The sequence below is a fragment of the Ornithinibacillus scapharcae TW25 genome (genome assembly GCF_000190475.1).
GTDB classification, from domain to species: Bacteria; Bacillota; Bacilli; order Bacillales; family Amphibacillaceae; genus Ornithinibacillus; species Ornithinibacillus scapharcae.
In genome coordinates this window covers 38,552-53,994 of record NZ_AEWH01000020.1, presented here as the reverse complement: position 1 = coordinate 53,994, position 15,443 = coordinate 38,552, and the positions used below count along the sequence as shown (strand labels likewise).

Genomic DNA, 15,443 nt, shown 5'->3' with positions numbered 1-15,443 from the left:
TCTTCCTAGACAAACAATTGATTTGACATTTCCTTTATTTGTTTTTTCGAATTTCTTTCTGGATTTTACGAAGCGCTTTTTTTGATCCTCGCTCGATATCATGATTTAGTTTTCTAGTATTATAATCAATGAATAAAGTGTCTAAGTCATAGCCTTCTGGATATAACTCTTCAGCTTTTAACTCCAATGACAACTGTTTTTCATTTACTTCAATAAATTGATTTTGATAATACACCGTAACATTATAATAGTTGTCCTTTTCTTTGTAGACTATTCCAAAGTCATTGTAGTCAAGAAGTTTTACGCGATCTCCTTTTTGGTATTCGATATTGTTTTTTGCTTTTTCAACCACTGCTTTTGGTCTTCGGATTTTGCTTTCATTTAATCGTTCCAAGCGATACTCTTTATTTTTTATATAATCTTCTGCTCTTTTTAATACATTTTCCGGGATATTCATTTTTCTAGAAATCCATAAGGCATTACTGTCTCCAGACTGCCCAATGATGAGTTTATATAATGGTTCCAATGTTTCATGATTGAATTGCATAGCAGCATTCATGAAGTCACGATGCATTTCGGAAAAACGTTTTATTTCTCCATAATGCGTCGTAGCAACAGTAATACATCCTTTAAGATAAAACTCTTCTAAGAGGGAGATCGCTAACGCTGCACCTTCATTTGGTTCTGTCCCACTGCCAATTTCATCAAAAAGTAACAGAGTATTGTTGTTAACTGATTGAAGTATCTCTGATAAATTCTTCATGTGAGAAGAGAACGTGCTAAGTGCATTTTCTAAACTCTGATTGTCGCCAATGTCTACAAACATGCGCTCAAATACTGCTATCTCGGTTTCTTTTGAAGCTGTAATATGAAACCCAGACATCGTTGCCAACGTAACAAGGCCAATTGTCTTCAGTACTATTGTTTTTCCCCCGGCATTAGGTCCAGTTATGATTAAGCTACGATAACTGCTCCCAATCTGGAACTGAAGTGGTATAACATGACCCGAAAGTAAAGGATGCTTACAATTTATTAATTTTATATTTCCATGATCATTTATGTTCGGCTCAATTCCATCTACCTGTTTGCTATATTTAGCTTTAGCAAAAATCATATCGTACTGGGAGATAAGCTCAATATTAATCGTAATTGCATGAATATTTTCACTCACTAGCCCTGTTAAAGTAGCTAGTATTTGGTATTCTAACATGGCCTCTTCGGATTTTAATGTTGCTAATTCAAGACTTAATTTTCCCACTACACTAGGCTCGATAAAGACAGTCGAACCTTTAGAAGATATTTCAATAATAGTTCCCTGTACGTGATTTTTGTAGGAGGATTTTATTGGTATTGTGTAGCGATCATCTTTGATACTAACGATGAATTCCTGAATATAATTTCTATTTGCGCTACTGTTCAAAAATTTATTTAATCGTTCCTTTATTTTTTGTTCAGTTGTTTGAATATGATTTCGAACACGTTTGAGTTCTTTGCTGGCGTCCGAGTTAATCTGATTATTTTTGATAGTAAAATTAATTTCTTCTTCTACATCCAGGAATTCTGTCATGGAATTAGCATAGGACGATAATATCGGAGCAAGAAATTCTTTACTAGCCATGAAAACTTTTATTCTTCGGCAACCTCTCAAAAAGTCAGAGATACTTAAAAGCTCTGCTGGGGCTAAAATCATACCTTTTTCCAATTTATCAATAATATGTTCAATGTTGGAAACGCCCATGAAAGGCATGTTTCCTCCTGCATCTAGAATCGCGCGTGCTTCAGATGTTTCGGTTAATCGATGTTTGACTACCTTTATGTTAGAGCTTGGAATTAATTTATCAAATAGTTGTTTGCCAAGACCGCTAACACAATAAGATTTTATGTTTTCTTTTAATTCATGGTACTGTAATTTTTCAAATGTATTTTCATTCATTTTTTCAATCTCCTCCATGTGATTAATAATCAGCAATGAAGAAACCTAATACAAGATTTCAATGAGTTGAATATAAATATAAAAAAAGCTGCGGTGGATACCGCAGCTTACGTTTACAATGCAAAATTAACATTCATCAATAAAACCATCAAAAACGATAGTTCTAATCATGAAGTGATGCACGTGTTTGTAAAGTATAGTAGGTATCTTCATAGGTGGAAATAAGTCCGTAACAAATAAAGGGTTTGATTTTACTAAAATCCCCCGTTGTTAAAGCTTTCTTATTTCCAATAATGTTTTTCCTATTTAGAAACTACTGCACTCACAAAATGCACCTCTTAAATTTATTTGATAGGCTCATTGAAATCGACTTTACAAGGGTTATTATAATTTATATTGTTGGGGATGTAAAGAATGCCGAATATCCAATTTACCTGTAATTTTGGAAAAATCATTTGTGGGAAAATAAATGACCTTTTTATTTTAACCTTTTCTTATAAAAGGAAGGGGTGTATCAGGACGTTAGTTAAATTTTTATAGTATATCCTCCTATTAATTTGGGCAAACTAGTTACTAGTTTAAACGGAGGTGGGGAAAATGGAAGAAAGAATAATAGAGTTGGAGCATTGCGGCATTTGTGAGGAAAAGAAACACAGAGGTATACATTTATACAACATGTTTATATGTACAGATTGTGAATTTAATATGATTCATACCGAACCTCGTGAGGAGAAATATAATTATTATCTACAAAAACTAAAAAATATGAATCAACCTTCCCTTTTTTCATAGATTCAAAATGGCCATTGCAAAATTTCTTGCAATGGCCATTTTAGTTGATATGATATTGGTATTAGTTGGGAGAGGAACATTCACATGAATCAGCAGAGATTGCCATTATTTCAAAAACTAATGGATTTTTCCAAACAAAATCCAGCTTCATTTCACGTCCCTGGACATAAAAATGGAGAAGTTTTTCTCGATTTAGCCAGGGATTATTATGATACGATACTACCGATTGATGTAACAGAACTAACGGATCTGGATGATTTGCATGCACCAGAAGGGGTTATTGCAGAAGCGGAAGAGCTTGCAGCTGATTACTTTGGTGCGGACCATACGTTTTTCTTAGTCGGTGGAAGTACAGCAGGAAATCTGGCCATGGTATTAACAGCCTGTAATCCAGAAGATAAACTAATTGTTCAACGAAATAGCCACAAGTCGATTATGAATGGTCTGGAATTAAGTGGTGCAAAGCCAATTTTCATTAGCCCGGAATATGATGAGGTCGTTCACCAGTATACTTCTCCTAGCGTTGAAACAGTTAGACAAGCAATAAAAAGAAACCCTGATGCCAAAGGATTAGTATTAACCTATCCGGATTATTTTGGCAACACGTATGACATAAAACAAATGATAGACCTAGCACATGAACATAGAATTCCTGTATTTGTAGATGAAGCCCATGGAGTTCATTTTTCATTAGGTAAGCCATTTCCACAATCTGCATTAGCACTTGGGGCAGATGTAGTGGTGCAATCCGCACATAAGATGGCTCCCGCTATGACGATGGCTTCTTATTTGCATATCCAATCTAATTTAGTTTCAAAGGATCGTATTGCACATTATTTACAAATGATTCAATCAAGTAGCCCTTCCTATCCATTAATGGCTTCATTGGATATTGCGAGAGCTTATTTGGCTGGGCTTTCAAAGGGAAAATTAGATGCTATACTGAAAAGCGCAAAGAAACTTCAACGTGTCTATCAACAAGGTAAGCATTGGGAAGTAATCAAAAGTAACGATCCAATGAAAATAACCTTGCATGTTAACGAAGGTATGTCAGGATTTGATATTGCTAAAGTATTTGAAGAACATGCAATCTATCCAGAATTAGCTACAGACAAACATGTCCTATTTATCCACGGCCTAAATGAGTTACAAGATTTTCCCACAATGGAAAAGATAATAAAAACCTTTAACGAGGAATATAAATATGGGACAAATCATGCTACAATAGAGATAAGTGATTTATTTCAAGAGCCCATACAGGAATTGGCTGTGAGCTATCATCGAATGATTCAGCTAACGAAGAAAAAAGTTCCGCTAGGAGAAACGCGAGATTTAATTGCTGCAGAAGCAGTTATCCCGTATCCGCCAGGAATTCCTGTTATTTTAAAAGGTGAACGCATAACAGAAGAACAAATTAGGCTGATTCAGCATTTAATACAGCAAGGAGCTAAAATTCAACATAGGGATATTCATCAAGGTATTCAGGTGTTTGAGTGATATCTAGCTTCAGGCGCAGCATCTAGCAGGACTAAAGGAGAAGAATTTAGTGAGTGGTTATTTTATAACGTTTGAAGGTGGGGAAGGTGCAGGTAAAACCTCTATTCTTCATTCTATTGCTGGAAAATTGGAGAATTTAGGTTTTGATGTCATAACAACCCGTGAACCAGGAGGAATCGATATCGCAGAGAAAATACGCAATATCATCCTTAACCCTCTTCATACGGAGATGGACGGTAGAACAGAAGCATTATTATATGCAGCAGCGAGAAGACAACATCTTGTCGAAAAGGTTTTTCCAAGCTTAAAAGAGGGAAAAATCGTACTATGTGACCGATTTATTGATAGTAGCTTAGCATACCAAGGTCATGCTAGAGGCTTAGGGATTGATGAGGTTTTTACGATTAATCAATTTGCGATCCAGAATGCAATGCCCGACCTAACTTTGTTTTTCGATATTGAACCTCGGAAAGGTTTAGAGAGAATTGCAGCAAACAAGGATCGGGAACGGAACCGTTTGGATTTAGAAGAGCTAAACTTCCATGAGAAAGTATATGAAGCATATCAAATTCTAGTCAAACGATTTCCAAAACGAATAAACGTTATTAATGCAGACCAGACAATAGAGAAAGTAGAAGCAGACAGCCTATCATTAATAACCCAATATTTAACTAATCATAAGTAAAGGGGGTTAGAAAATGAAATTAGTAATGGCAGTTATTCAAGATAAAGATTCCAATCGTTTAACAGATGCACTTGGAAAAGGTAACTATCAGTCTACAAAGCTTGCAACTACTGGTGGATTTTTAAAAGAAGGAAATACAACATTAATTATCGGCTGTGAAGACGAGAAAGTAGACGATGTCTTACAAATCATTAAAGCAAACTGTTCGCAGCGTGAACAGATGGTAGCACCAATTTCTCCAATGGGGGGAAATGCGGATTCTTATATTCCAAGGCCTGTGAAAGTAGAGGTTGGTGGAGCGACAGTTTTTGTCCTGCCAATTGAGTCGTTCTTTCAGTTTTAAATAATTATAGAGGGGGCTGAACAAATGAAAATTAGTCAGGAAATGTTAAAGCAAGTAGATACATCTCAGAAGAATGCAAGGTCTCTAAAGCAAAACCAACCATCCTTTGAAGCGATTGTTCAGTCCCAAAGTCAAAAAATGCAGCAAGCTGAATTGCAAAAGCTAATGCAAAATATTACCGCTCAAGGTGATAGACTAGCAAGATTTAGATCCTTCAAGGATTTAGTCAAATTTAAGCGACTGATTAAACGTTTCTTACAAGAAGCGGTATCAAATGGAATGGACTTAGAGAAGTCATTAAGTTTTAGCTACACAGGTAGCAGTAGAAATTTAACACTGGTTAAACAAATCGATGAGAAATTAATGGAATTAACGGATGAAATTATGAATCAAGAAAAGAAGACAGTAGACTTATTAGGTCTAATTGGAGAGATTAAAGGTTTACTGGTTAATATATATACGTAAGAGAATGGACAAGCAACATCTTAAGTAGGGAAGGGTTATCATGAAAACGTGGTCTGAAATTGCTAAAATACAGCCGATGGCTAGCAAAGTTATTACAAATAGTATTAAAAAGGACCGCATTTCTCACGCTTATTTAATTCATGGGGCACGAGGAACAGGTAAGGAGGCAATTGCTGTTTTAATTGCAAAGGTCCTGTTTTGTGAAAACAGGCAAGGGGCTGAACCTTGCTTAACCTGTAATACATGTAAACGAATTGATTCAGGAAACCATCCTGATGTCCATGTAATTGAACCAGATGGCCAATCCATTAAGATTGAACAGATAAAGAACTTACAAAAAGAATTTACCTATTCTGGTCTGGAATCAGACCAGAAAGTTTATATCATAAAAGGTGCCGAAACGCTAACAGCGAATGCAGCCAATCGAATTTTGAAATTCTTAGAAGAACCAAATCAAAAAACCACAGCTATTATGCTAACTGAAAATAGTCAATCTATCCTGGCGACCATCCGCTCACGTTGTCAGATAATTGATCTTCAACCATTAAATCCTACTCATTTTCAAGAGAAATTGGTGGAATCAGGGTTAACGGTAACAAGTGCAAAGCTAATGAGTTCACTAACCAATAACTTGGATGAAGCGTTGGAGTGGAGTGGAGATGAGTGGTTTGCCGAAGCAAGAAAGTTAGTGGTACAATTAATAGAATCTTTCATAGATAATTCAAGTGATGTGTATTTATATATACATAATCATTGGCTAAATCACTTTAAAGAGAGAACACAACTAGAGCAGGGGATAGAATTACTTCTATTAGCCTTCAAAGATATTCTTTATAGCCATCTTGGTAATGAGGAAGGATTAATCTTCTTCCAACAGGATGAGAGATTAGAGCGTCTTAGTATGTATTTCTCACAGGATAGGTTAACATCTATCCTACATACATTACTAGATGCAAAACGTAAATTGAAGCAGAATGTTCATCCGACTCTTGTGATGGAACAGCTCACACTTCAAATCGAGAGGTGAAAGAGATGATAGGGGTTATTGGTGTCCGCTTTAAAAAGGCGGGTAAGATATATTATTTTGATCCGGCTGGACTAGATATTGAACTGGATAGCTATGTTATTGTGGAAACAGTTCGCGGAATTGAATTTGGTAAAGTCGTGATTGCAAATAAGCAGGTAGATGAGGAAGATGTTGTTCTTCCGCTGAAAAAGGTCATGCGAATTGCGACAGATAAAGATAAATTAACGGTCATGGAAAACAAAGAATATGCTGATCGAGCATTTAAAGAGTGTGCAAGTAAGATAGATGAGCATCAGCTAGATATGAATTTAGTAGACGTAGAATATACGTTTGATCGTAATAAAATCATATTTTACTTTACTGCTGATGGAAGAGTTGACTTTCGTGAGCTTGTAAAAGATTTAGCTGCAATGTTTAAGACTAGAATTGAATTAAGACAAATTGGTGTCCGTGATGAAGCAAAAATGCTAGGTGGAATCGGACCTTGTGGTAGAATGTTATGTTGTTCAACTTTCTTAGGTGATTTTGAGCCTGTTTCTATTAAAATGGCAAAGGATCAAAATTTATCATTAAATCCAGCTAAGATTTCTGGATTGTGTGGCCGATTAATGTGTTGCTTAAAATATGAAAATGATGAATATGAAGAAGCGAAAAGAGAGTTACCTGATTTAGGTGAGCATGTTAAAACTCCACATGGAGAAGGTCATGTGGTAGGACTTAATATTCTTGATCGCGTTATTCAAATAGAAATTCCAGAAAAAGAACGTGTTATTGAATATACCTTGGATGAACTCATCGAAGAAGGAATTGTGACAGCTCAGGGCCAAGAATAATGGAGTGAGTCGAAATTGCAAAAAAGACAGATATTTGACCAAGTATCCGATATGGAAAAACAAATTGGTGAATTATACAAGCAGCTTGGTGATCTAAAAGGGAAACTAAGCGATTTACTAGAAGAAAATCATCGTCTTTCTATGGAAAACCATCATTTGCGCAATCGACTAGATTCATCTGAAGCGGATCAAGAAATCACCGTGGAGGAAATCACAAAATTGCCTAGTGAAGGTTATGATAACTTAGCGAGACTGTATGAAGAAGGTTTTCACATTTGTAATTTGGAATTTGGCAGTCCAAGAAGAAATGAAGACTGTATGTTTTGTCTAGATTTTCTAAGTAAAAAGAAATAACGTATACTATAGCTGTCTGGATATATATTGCCAGGCAGTTTTTTCTTTAGTTTTATAGCAAGGGGAAAAAACCTAATGCACAACTAGAAAAACAATTAATATACCATATCAGCTCCGGAAATATACGTAGACTCCTTGAAAAAGAAGAGCACTTTTTCTGCGTGCGATGAGCCGCTGACGTAGCGTTTCTTGTCCTGCGGGAGGAAAGGCATCGGTGAGACCCCGCAGTGAGTCAGCACGAGGAGACTCACCAGCCGCCCGCGGAAAGAAGACACTGCGAGGTACTCTCGAAAGAACCTCGCACTTATGCTGTGAAGTGCAAGGTAGACACTGCGAGGTTCTTTCGAGCAGATGTCGCCCCTGTGCTGGAAGTGAAAGCGTAGTATATTTCCGGAGCGGGTATATACGCCAAAGTAAGGTAGGCGTGATGAATATACTTCTCCCAGTCTCTTTATAGGAAAGGAACAGGTTAAATGGTTCAATTATTTGATGATGAAAGACTAGATTATTTAGTAGCAGATGAAAGCATGCAAATCATTCAAAGCCCAACAGCATTTTCTTTTTCCTTAGATGCCGTATTATTAGCTAACTTTGCGTCAATACCAATAAAACGAGGAAACATTCTAGATTTATGTAGTGGAAATGGGGTAATTCCACTCCTCCTATCACGAAAAACAAATGCCAGTATCGTTGGAGTAGAAATTCAAGAGCGAATTATCAGTATGGCGAAACGGAGTATAGCACTAAACAATCTAACAGATAAGATTAAGATGATCCACGGCGATATCCGTCATCTGAAAACAGATTTAACCCATTCTAGTTTTGATGTCGTGACTTGTAATCCGCCTTATTTCAAGACCCCATCTAGCACAGAACATAATCAAAATGAACATCTTACCATTGCAAGGCATGAGGTATACTGTACGTTAGAGGATGCTGTTAAGGCTTGTAAGTTATATGTACGTCCTGGTGGTAAAGTTGCGATGGTACACCGACCAGGAAGATTAGTTGATATATTAACTACTTTTCGTGCTTATAAACTAGAGCCAAAACGTCTTCAGTTGGTATATCCGAAAAAAGGCAGAGAAGCGAATATGTTACTGATTGAAGGGATAAGAGACGGAAAAGCAGATTTGCATATTTTGCCTCCATTATACATTTATAATGAAGATGGTACTTATACAAGTGAAGCAAAGGAGATTATTTATGACTGATGAACACACAGTTTACATATTAAAATGTGGGGATGATTCCTTATATACAGGATATACCAATGACCTAGAAAATAGATTAGAGATGCATGAGTCAGGTAAAGGTGCCAAATATACCCGAGGTCGTGGACCGTTTCAAGTAATGTATATTGAAAAGTTTCCTACTAAAGAGGCAGCACTAAAAAGAGAGTACGAAATTAAGCAGCTAACTCGTAAAGGAAAATTTCAACTAATACGTGATAAATTGAAAGAGGTAATGAACTATGAGAATACAGAAAAGTTATGAGCCCCGTGATGAAGGGATATTATATGTAGTTCCTACACCGATCGGCAACCTAGAAGATATTACATACCGAGCTCTTACCATATTAAAGTCTGTGAATGTTATTGCAGCAGAAGATACAAGGAATACCAAAAAACTGTTAAATCATTTTGAAATATCAACACCTCTTATTAGTTATCACGAACATAATAAACGAGAGCGGGAATATTTGCTCCTAGAAAAATTAGCAAACGGTGAATCAATAGCGTTAGTAAGTGATGCAGGAATGCCCGCTATTTCTGATCCAGGATATGAAATTGTACAGGCAGCGATAGAACAGGACTACGCAGTTGTTGTATTGCCAGGAGCAAATGCGGCACTTATCGCCTTAGTAGGCTCTGGCCTTCCGAATAAAGAATTTTTATTTTATGGTTTCCTACCGCGTAAGCAAAAGGAAAAAGAAGAAGAATTAGAACGTTTAGGAAAGTTGAAGGCGACATTAATCTTTTATGAATCACCTTATCGGGTTAAGGAAACATTGAAAACAATCGGAAAACAGCTTGGAAATCGACAAATTGCTATCGCTCGGGAACTTTCGAAGCGCTTTGAAGAATACATTCGGGGTACGGTTGATGAATTAATTACTTGGGCAAATGAAAATGAACCAAAAGGGGAATTTTGTATTGTTGTGGAAGGTAATGCACATGACGTGATAGAAGAAGTCGAGTTATGGTGGAGTGATCTTTCAATCCCAAATCATGTCGATCATTATATACAGGAAAAAGGGGTCACGAGTAAAGAGGCTATTAAATTAGTTGCTAAGGACCGGGATTTACCAAAACGTGATGTCTACCAGGCTTATCATATAGAGTAGATAGAGATAAGTCTTTTCATAGTAAAAAAAGAGCTCAACAAGAATTGTTGCAGCTCCTTTTTTGCAGATAGGAAAGTATAAACCACTTTCTCGCCTGCACTATAAAACTACTATTTGAAACGTGATTGTATTTCATCAATTAATAGTTTTGCGCCCTCAGGACTTAGAACAATCTTACCGTTTGCTAATGAAATATTTTCATCAGAAGATTCCCCAGTAATTTGACAAGCCATGTTTGGCTGGTATTTCTTTAACACGATTTTATCATTATCAACATAAATTTCTAATGGATCCTTAATATTGATATCCAAAGTTCTGCGTAATTCTATGGGAATAACCACCCTGCCTAGCTCATCGACTTTTCTCACTATACCAGTAGATTTCATCGTACTTCCCCTCCTCTACAAGTTAAAATTTCGTCAATTTTCGACATGTTTCTTTGCTTTATAGTAGCAGAACCTTCCTATTAATGTCAATTGTTGAATCACTAAAATAATAGGAAAATTTTATGAATTTAACTTTCTTACTCTTGATACCCTATAATAACAAGGGCTAAACCAAAAAAATGCAAAAAAGGTTAGAAATAATTCCATTAAACTTAATTTAAGTAAACAAACATCATCCTTTAGTTGTCTAAGGGCATGAGAAAATGCTAATAATTCTAAATAAGGCTCGTTCATAATAGATGTATGTACCATTACCTCAAGGTTTGATGGGAGGCATACAAAGAAGAACTCCAAAACGTTAATTGCCTGAACATTTACTGCAAGTTGGGTTAAACAACTAAAAATCAAATATAAAAAATGGAAATCTGTTCTCAAAGCATATACAATAAAAGAATATATAGAGGAACGAGGAGGCATTCCAATGAGTGAAAAGAAAACATTTTATATAACGACACCAATATATTATCCAAGTGGAAAATTACATATAGGCCATGCATACTCCACTGTTGCAGGTGATGCAATATCACGCTATAAGCGTATGCGTGGCTATGATGTTATGTATTTAACAGGTACCGATGAACACGGTCAAAAGATTCAACGAAAAGCAGAAGAAAAAGGTGTATCACCACAAGAGTATGTGGATGAGATTGTTAGTGGTATTCAGGATCTTTGGAAAAAGTTAGAGATTACCAATGATGACTTTATCCGAACTACACAAGAACGACATAAAAAGATTGTAGCCAAGATTTTTGATCAACTAGTTAAACAAGGTGACATTTACTTAGACCAATATGAAGGATGGTATTGTACATCGGATGAATCCTTCTTTACTGAACGTCAACTGGTAGATGGTCATTGTCCAGACTGTGGTGGAAAAGTTGAAATGGTAAAAGAGGAATCTTATTTCTTCAAAATGAGTAAATATGTAGACCGTCTTGTACAATACTATGATGAGCATCCTGAATTTATCCAACCAGAAAGTAGAAAGAATGAGATGTTAAACAACTTTATTAAACCAGGATTAGAAGACTTGGCAGTTTCTAGAACTACCTTTGACTGGGGTATTAAAGTACCTGGAGATCCGAAACATGTCATTTATGTTTGGATAGATGCATTGAGTAATTATATTACGGCACTGGGTTATGGTACGGAAAATGAAGATAAATTTAAGAAGTATTGGCCGGCAGATGTTCATTTGATGAGTAAGGAAATTGTTCGTTTTCATACAATTTATTGGCCTATTATGCTGATGGCATTGGATCTTCCTTTACCGAAGAAAGTGTTTGCGCACGGATGGATCTTAATGAAGGATGGCAAAATGTCAAAATCTAAAGGGAATGTTGTCGACCCAGTTAGTCTTATTGACCGTTATGGTCTTGATGCCCTACGTTATTATCTACTACGAGAAGTACCATTTGGCTCAGATGGTGTATTTACACCTGAGGGCTTCGTAGAGCGTACGAACTTCGATTTAGCAAATGATCTGGGGAACCTATTAAATCGAACAGTAGCCATGATTGAAAAGTATTTTGATGGCGAGTTACCAGAATATCAACTATCTGAAACAGAAGTAGATGAGTCTTTAGAGGAAACGATTAAGGATACCATTAAACAAGTTGAAGATGCATTAGAAAATATGCAGTTCTCTGTAGCGTTATCTTCTATTTGGCAGTTAATTAGTAGAACGAACAAATATATTGATGAAACAACGCCATGGGTGCTGGCAAAAGATGAGACGAATAAAGCAAGACTAGGAAATGTAATGGCACATCTTGCTGATTCACTTCGAATCGTGGCGGTAATGCTTCAACCATTCCTAACCAAATCACCGGCAGAGATATTCAGACAGTTAGGTGTACAGGATGATGCTTTAAAAGAATGGGATAGCGTCTATACACTAGGACAAATTAAACCTGGTACGAAAGTAGAAAAAGGTAACCCTCTATTCCCAAGATTAGAGGTTGAGGAAGAAGTTACTATTATTAAGGCTATGATGCAAGGGCCAGCAGTAGAAGAAAAAGAAGAGAATGAAGCTGATAAAAAAGCTGAGATTGTATACGACGATTTTATGAAGCTTGATATGCGTGTTGCAGAGGTTGTTCATGCTGAAAAGATGGAAAAAGCCGATAAATTACTAAAACTACAATTAGATTTAGGTAGCGAAAAGCGCCAAGTGATTTCTGGAATTGCTAAATTCTATTCTCCGGAAGAAATGGTAGGTAAAAAGTAATTTGTGTAACCAATCTAAAACCTGTTAAATTACGCGGTGAAATGTCGGAAGGTATGATCCTCTCAGGTGAGGATGAAAATGGTAAGCTTTCTCTAGCAACTGTTGAAGAATCATTACCAAACGGCTCTATTGTAAAATAAGTGTAAGAGAGAAGTGGCCAGCATGCTACATTATGTAGAATCCTGGCCTTTTCTTTTATAGAAGGGAAGAAATGATTAGATGTTATTCGACACACATGTACATATGAATGCTAGACAATTTATCGAAGACCGAGATGAGGTAATACAGCGAGCGTTTGATACAGGAGTTCACTATATGGTCGTTGTTGGATTTGATCATGAAACGATACCATTGGCAATCGAGATTGCAGAACAATATGAGACGATATATGCCGCAGTTGGTTGGCATCCAGTTGACGCAATTGATATGAAGGATGAAGATCTTTCTTGGATAGAGGAATTATCGAAACATCCAAAAGTGGTCGCAATTGGCGAAATGGGTTTGGACTATCATTGGGATAAGTCACCGAAAGATGTCCAAAAAGAAGTGTTTCGCAAGCAAATTCAATTAGCTAAAAAAGTAAACATGCCAATCATCATTCACAATCGAGAAGCAACAGAAGACATTATACAAATACTTCAGGAGGAAGATGCGCAAGAGGTAGGTGGAATCATGCATTGTTACAATGATTCTGTTAACTATGTTCAGGAATGCCTCGATATGAACTTTTATATATCACTAGGAGGCCCTGTAACATTTAAGAATGCACCTTTACCAAAAGAAGTAGCGGTTCAGGTCCCATTAGACCGTCTTCTGATAGAAACGGATGCCCCATATTTGGCACCCCATCCTAATCGTGGGAAACGAAATGAACCAGCATATGTTAAATTAGTAGCGGAGAAAATTGCTGATTTACGAGAAATGCCATTGGAAGAGTTGTGTGAACAGACAACAAAAAACGCCTTAAAATTATTTAAAATTAATAAATAAAACTTCTTACAAAAACAAATTAATTCTTATTTTTTATGTGACATTAGTGAAATTTAACTAAAAAACCATGAAATGTTCACTATTTTTTAGACCAAAAAGACTAGATTTTTTCTAGTCTTTTTATTTGGTTTGAAACCTAGTAATAGCAAGGGGTTATAGGTTTTCTCACTAGCAAAAACCCCTTAAAATTTTGTCCTTTGTAATAAAACTGTAAAATAACCGTAATCCTATAAACATTTACTTTTACATAATAGTGTCTATATAATCAATTCGAATAAGGAGGCAAGATGCATGCGAATTCTTTCAAAGCTATTGCCGGCCTCGAAACGGATGCTGGTTATTTCAAGTATTGGCATTGTGGCCCTTTTAGCATTTGCAAGTGTAATACTTTTTCATGCTACACAAAAAGAAATTGTATTGGCTGAGAATGGTAAGGATAGAAAGATTGACACCCACGCTGATACCGTATTAGAGCTACTAGATGAAGTAGGTATTGAAGTCGGAGAACACGATGTACTCTCACACGATGAAAGTGAAGAGATTGCAGACGGAATGAAAATAGAATATAAAAAAGCGAATAAAATCGTCGTGTCGATTGATGGAAAAGAAAAAATGTATTATACGGTTGCTGACACGGTTGGTGATTTCCTAGCAGAGCAGGAACTAACGGTTTCAGAACATGATAGTCTTTCCCATCAAAAGAAGGAAAAAATAAAGGATGGCTTAAGTCTGTCTATCACACAAGCTTTTGAACTAACGATTAATGATGGTGGTAAGGAAGTAAAAGCTTGGTCAACAGGTGGGTCTGTAGAAGATGTACTACAATCCAGTAGTATAACGTTAACAGAGCTTGATAAGATTAAGCCAGCTCTAGACGAATCAGTGACAAAAGATACTTCTATTTCTATTATTCGAATTGAGAAGAAAAAAGAAGAAGTAACAGAGACAGTCGAGTATCAAACAGAAACTAGAAAAGATAGCTCTCTTGAAAAAGGAAAAGAGAAAGTTATTGCTGCTGGTGAAGAGGGAACTGTTGTCAAAACATATGAGGTTACATATGAAAATGGCAAACCAGTAAAGCGAGAAGTATTGAAAAAAGATGTTACAAAGGAAAGCAAGAATCGTATTTTGGCAGTAGGAACGAAGGAACCACAGAACCTTGTCACACTTTCATCGGGTAGTGGTAAGGAATTTACCATGACAGCAAGTGCTTTTACTGCTTACTGTAATGGATGTTCTGGATACACTGCGACAGGTATTAACCTTAAAGCAAATCCGAATGTGAAGGTAATTGCTGTAGATCCCAATGTAATCCCTCTAGGCACTAGAGTCTGGGTTGAAGGCTATGGGGAAGCAGTTGCTGGTGATACAGGTGGCCATATTAGAGGCAATCGTATCGACATTCACGTCCCATCAAAAGCAGATGCTTACAGCTGGGGTGTAAGAAAAGTAAAAGTAAAAATTATCGATTAATGAAATCAATGCTCTTACCATGTTATAG

General features: G+C 36.4%; 15 protein-coding genes and 1 pseudogene. 14 read left to right on the top strand and 2 right to left on the bottom strand.

The window, feature by feature from the left end:
- Positions 1–34 precede the first annotated feature (34 nt).
- Positions 35–1,933 carry an endonuclease MutS2 gene (locus G5W_RS0105570; RefSeq protein ID WP_010094921.1) on the bottom strand — a complete coding sequence of 633 codons (1,899 nt, stop codon included), beginning with the start codon at positions 1,931–1,933 and terminating at the stop codon, positions 35–37.
- A gap of 597 nt (positions 1,934–2,530) precedes the next feature.
- On the opposite strand from G5W_RS0105570, the gene G5W_RS24640 reads away from it, so the two are divergent.
- From G5W_RS24640 to rsmI, 11 genes are all read left to right on the top strand, one after another.
- Positions 2,531–2,725 carry a sigma factor G inhibitor Gin gene (locus G5W_RS24640; protein WP_010094920.1) on the top strand — a complete coding sequence of 65 codons (195 nt, stop codon included), beginning with the start codon at positions 2,531–2,533 and terminating at the stop codon, positions 2,723–2,725.
- Positions 2,726–2,809: 84 nt separating this feature from the next.
- A complete protein-coding gene (locus G5W_RS0105560) occupies positions 2,810–4,222 on the top strand; it encodes an aminotransferase class I/II-fold pyridoxal phosphate-dependent enzyme (protein WP_010094918.1) in 1,413 nt (470 codons plus the stop codon).
- A 49-nt stretch (positions 4,223–4,271) separates the two neighbouring features.
- On the top strand, positions 4,272–4,907 hold the full coding sequence (gene tmk / locus G5W_RS0105555) for a dTMP kinase (protein WP_010094916.1): 636 nt from the start codon (positions 4,272–4,274) through the stop codon (positions 4,905–4,907).
- Positions 4,908–4,920: 13 nt separating this feature from the next.
- Positions 4,921–5,250 (top strand): cyclic-di-AMP receptor, encoded by a 330-nt coding sequence (locus tag G5W_RS0105550; RefSeq protein WP_010094914.1) that lies wholly within the window; start codon positions 4,921–4,923, stop codon positions 5,248–5,250.
- A gap of 24 nt (positions 5,251–5,274) precedes the next feature.
- Positions 5,275–5,715, top strand: a complete 441-nt coding sequence (locus tag G5W_RS0105545) for a YaaR family protein (protein WP_010094912.1) — start codon at positions 5,275–5,277, stop codon at positions 5,713–5,715.
- Positions 5,716–5,755: 40 nt separating this feature from the next.
- The gene (gene holB, locus G5W_RS0105540; protein WP_010094910.1) at positions 5,756–6,742 is read left to right on the top strand and encodes a DNA polymerase III subunit delta'; all 987 of its coding nucleotides are present in this window, start codon (positions 5,756–5,758) and stop codon (positions 6,740–6,742) included.
- Between the two features lie 5 nt (positions 6,743–6,747).
- Positions 6,748–7,575 carry a PSP1 domain-containing protein gene (locus tag G5W_RS0105535; RefSeq protein ID WP_010094908.1) on the top strand — a complete coding sequence of 276 codons (828 nt, stop codon included), beginning with the start codon at positions 6,748–6,750 and terminating at the stop codon, positions 7,573–7,575.
- A gap of 15 nt (positions 7,576–7,590) precedes the next feature.
- Entirely contained in the window at positions 7,591–7,929 is a 339-nt protein-coding gene (gene yabA / locus G5W_RS0105530; protein WP_010094907.1) for a DNA replication initiation control protein YabA, read from the top strand.
- A gap of 473 nt (positions 7,930–8,402) precedes the next feature.
- Positions 8,403–9,143 carry a tRNA1(Val) (adenine(37)-N6)-methyltransferase gene (locus tag G5W_RS0105525; RefSeq protein WP_010094905.1) on the top strand — a complete coding sequence of 247 codons (741 nt, stop codon included), beginning with the start codon at positions 8,403–8,405 and terminating at the stop codon, positions 9,141–9,143.
- A complete protein-coding gene (locus G5W_RS0105520) occupies positions 9,136–9,426 on the top strand; it encodes a GIY-YIG nuclease family protein (protein ID WP_010094903.1) in 291 nt (96 codons plus the stop codon). The genes G5W_RS0105525 and G5W_RS0105520 overlap by 8 nt, the downstream gene beginning before the upstream one ends.
- Positions 9,404–10,276: a 16S rRNA (cytidine(1402)-2'-O)-methyltransferase gene (gene rsmI / locus G5W_RS0105515; protein WP_010094900.1), complete on the top strand. Its 873-nt coding sequence runs from the start codon at positions 9,404–9,406 to the stop codon at positions 10,274–10,276. The genes G5W_RS0105520 and rsmI overlap by 23 nt, the downstream gene beginning before the upstream one ends.
- A gap of 110 nt (positions 10,277–10,386) precedes the next feature.
- On the opposite strand, the gene G5W_RS0105510 is transcribed toward rsmI, so the two are convergent.
- Positions 10,387–10,662: an AbrB/MazE/SpoVT family DNA-binding domain-containing protein gene (locus G5W_RS0105510; protein WP_010094898.1), complete on the bottom strand. Its 276-nt coding sequence runs from the start codon at positions 10,660–10,662 to the stop codon at positions 10,387–10,389.
- A gap of 481 nt (positions 10,663–11,143) precedes the next feature.
- On the opposite strand from G5W_RS0105510, the pseudogene metG reads away from it, so the two are divergent.
- The 3 genes and pseudogenes from metG to G5W_RS0105495 all read left to right on the top strand — a co-directional run bounded on the left by metG (position 11,144) and on the right by G5W_RS0105495 (position 15,415).
- Positions 11,144–13,092, top strand: a pseudogene (gene metG, locus G5W_RS22010) (methionine--tRNA ligase).
- A gap of 79 nt (positions 13,093–13,171) precedes the next feature.
- On the top strand, positions 13,172–13,942 hold the full coding sequence (locus G5W_RS0105500) for a TatD family hydrolase (RefSeq protein ID WP_010094893.1): 771 nt from the start codon (positions 13,172–13,174) through the stop codon (positions 13,940–13,942).
- Positions 13,943–14,233: 291 nt separating this feature from the next.
- The gene (locus G5W_RS0105495; protein WP_010094891.1) at positions 14,234–15,415 is read left to right on the top strand and encodes a G5 and 3D domain-containing protein; all 1,182 of its coding nucleotides are present in this window, start codon (positions 14,234–14,236) and stop codon (positions 15,413–15,415) included.
- Positions 15,416–15,443: the final 28 nt, after the last annotated feature.